Source organism: Methylobacterium sp. Leaf89, from assembly GCF_001422215.1.
In the GTDB taxonomy this organism is placed as follows: domain Bacteria; phylum Pseudomonadota; class Alphaproteobacteria; order Rhizobiales; family Beijerinckiaceae; genus Methylobacterium.
Window position 1 is genome coordinate 1 of record NZ_LMML01000019.1, and the last position, 2,991, is coordinate 2,991.

General features: G+C 59.9%; 2 protein-coding genes. Both read left to right on the top strand.

The genetic code is table 11. The features are described 5' to 3' along the window. Positions 1-1,786, top strand: a 1,786-nt coding sequence (locus ASF18_RS08045) for a calcium-binding protein (RefSeq protein ID WP_162239166.1), incomplete at its 5' end; no start/stop codon positions are given. Between the two features lie 831 nt (positions 1,787-2,617). Further along, the gene (locus tag ASF18_RS23580) at positions 2,618-2,893 is read left to right on the top strand and encodes a hypothetical protein (protein ID WP_156649720.1); all 276 of its coding nucleotides are present in this window, start codon (positions 2,618-2,620) and stop codon (positions 2,891-2,893) included. The last annotated feature ends 98 nt before the right edge of the window (positions 2,894-2,991 follow it).

Sequence of the window (2,991 nt, forward strand, 5' to 3'; positions counted from 1 at the left end):
CACGGCAGCCCAACGTGACCAGATCTTCACCGGGTCGGTTGAGATCGTCACCGACGCCTCAGGTAGCTACACCAAGGGTAACCTCCCAGTCCCGCCCGCTGTTGTGCTTGAAACCATGGGCGAGAAAATCGCGAAGACCGTCGCAGAATTTCAAAATTACGATCGGATTGTAGCCCACGAGAGCGACGGCTCCGCAAACTCTCCAATTACACTGGCTCTCAGTGATGCTGGTACGCTTGATCTCAGCAATAAGTTACTCTTCGCTGATGGCAGCTCGCAGGCGGCTATCGTCTACGCCTCCGATGCCGGAAACAGCCTCACCACTGGCCTCAAGAACGACACCCTAGTGGGTGGGCTCAGCAGCGACACGCTGAATGGCAATGCCGGAGCCGACAAGATGTACGGCGGGAGCGGTAACGACACCTTCGTGGTGGATAGTACCGGCGACACCGTAATCGAGTATTCCAACCAGGGTACCGACACCGTCCTCGCCTCGATCTCCTACGCGCTCGGCGTCAACGTCGAACACCTGACGCTCACCGGCACGGATACCATCAACGGCACCGGCAACACGCTGTCTAACATCCTCACCGGCAATGACGTCGCCAACAACCTGTCGGGCGGCGCCGGCGACGATCAGCTGTTTGGCGGAGGCGGCAATGACTACCTCGATGGCGGCGTTGGCAACGACACGATGGTCGGCGGCACCGGCAACGACACTTATGTTGTCAATGCGCGCGGCGACGTGGTCGTCGAGGCGGCGGGTGAGGGCATCGACGCCGTGCTGTCGTCGATCGGCTACGATCTCGGGGCCAACCTTGAGAACTTGACCCTGACCGGCACAGCCGATCTCAAGGGCACCGGCAACAGCCTCGACAACGTCCTCATCGGCAACGCGGGCAACAACCAGCTCTTCGGTGGCGCCGGTAACGACCGCGTCGACGGCGGACTCGGCGCCGACATGATGTCCGGCGGGACCGGCAACGACATTTACGTCGTCGACAATGCTGGCGACGTGGTGCTGGAGTACTCGGGTGGCGGCACCGACACGGTCGAGGCGTTGATTTCCTATGCGCTCGGCAGCGGGGTGGAGAACCTGACACTCATTGGGTCCTCGTCCATCGATGGCACCGGCAACGCCCTGGCCAACGTGCTGATCGGCAACGCTGGCGACAACCACCTCTCGGGCGGAGCCGGCAACGACACCCTCTACGGGGGTGCTGGCAACGACGTTCTCGACGGTGGCACCGGCACCGACACGCTCTACGGTGGAACGGGCAACGACACCTACATCGTCGACGGCTCGACTGAGCGGGTGATCGAACTGGCCGGGGAAGGCACCGATACGGTCCTGGCCTCGGTGACGTTCAAGCTGCAGGGCAACCTAGAGAACCTGACGCTGACGGGCACCGCCGACATCAACGGGACGGGCAACTACCAGGCGAACGTCCTAATCGGCAATGCCGGCGCCAACGTGCTCGATGGCAGCGGCGGCCGCGACGTGCTCACCGGCGGAGGCGGGGCCGACACCTTCGTGTTCCGCAAAGGTGAGACCAACGGTGACAAGGTGCTGGACTTCACGAAGGGCAGCCCGGAGGTAGGCGACCACCTCGAGTTCTACGGCTTCGGTACTGGCGCCACGCTGAGCCATGAGGCCGGCTCTGACATCTACACCATCACAGCGGATGCCGCCCATGGTGGGGTGAGCGAAATGTTCCAGCTCGTTGGGATCACGAACCTTGACCTAATTTCAGGCAAAGGCCACGACGCGCTGCTGTTCGCCTGAAACACGTACCTCTGGACGTGATCGATGGCGCGCCCCAACCGAGCGGTATCCGACAATCTGGAACGTCAACAGAAGCGATAGCAAGATACGCTATCGCTTCTGTGTCAGGCGTTTCGTCCCGCGATCCAACCGTTCTGCGGCAGAATGCCGGCTGGTTCGGAAGTCGGAACGGGGACCTCGGCGGCGCCTGGAGGCGGTGAGTTGGCGAAGACGAATAGACGAGCGCAGGAGCCGCATTCACCTCTCGGCTGCGCGGTGGCTGCACAGCCGAATTCGATGATGACGGCCCTTCTGAACACGCCCTACCTCACCTCAATGACCGGAGCGATTGCTTTGAATCGGCTGGCGATGGTGTGTGTGCGCTACATAGTAGCCGCATAGGTGGTGGAGAACTGCTGAGCCTCGGATCTATTTAAAGAGATAACAGATCGGATCGAGGGCTCCCCGGGTCGCCGCTGCTGATCTGCGGCACTGCTCTTTCAGAAAAAATCCGAGAATGTTGCTATTTCGTTCTTGTCTTTACACCGGGTTTGCATGAGGTTGCAAGTGTACGAGTTTCCAACGTCAAGTCCGGTCTGGACTCTAGTCTTTTCCTGCGAAGGATCCAGCATCTATTAGATCAACCGCGCAGTCAACTTTCCCGGGAACTTTATGCCACGCATGGTGCGAGTGGCGGCAGAAGTGCCGACAGTGAATGCTACATCAACAGCAAGGCGTCGCAGGCCGACAACTCATTTAGGTCAAAGCGATCTACGGCCTACATACCCGACGAATTTAGGAGACGAAATGCTTCAGGCCGCTGAGGGCGCGTTGTGACATAAAGCAGTCGCGATGGCACTAGCCGGCGATCCGATAATGATGCGTCACTGTTTGGATGAGCTTTCGGCACGACGGATGCGAACCGCGGGATTTGCCCTGCTGGAGATCACCAAGACAGAGGATCTTCCGAAGGCAAGCTTCGTCATTCTGCAGGCTGCAGTAGTTGGCAAGATCACCTTTCAGGAAGCAAAGGAACTTTCAGGCCTCATCGATTTCCATGCTGGGGCGATGCAAGATGGCGAGCTTGCTCTGCGAGTAGCTCACCTTGAGGCCCAGCAGGGCCGATGAGTGGTCGAAGCGCATTGGAGCGCCGCATCCAAAGACTAGGGTCTGTCATCGCTTGAGCCAATCGAGGGCCGCGGCAAGACAGAGGACGCCCATGAAGC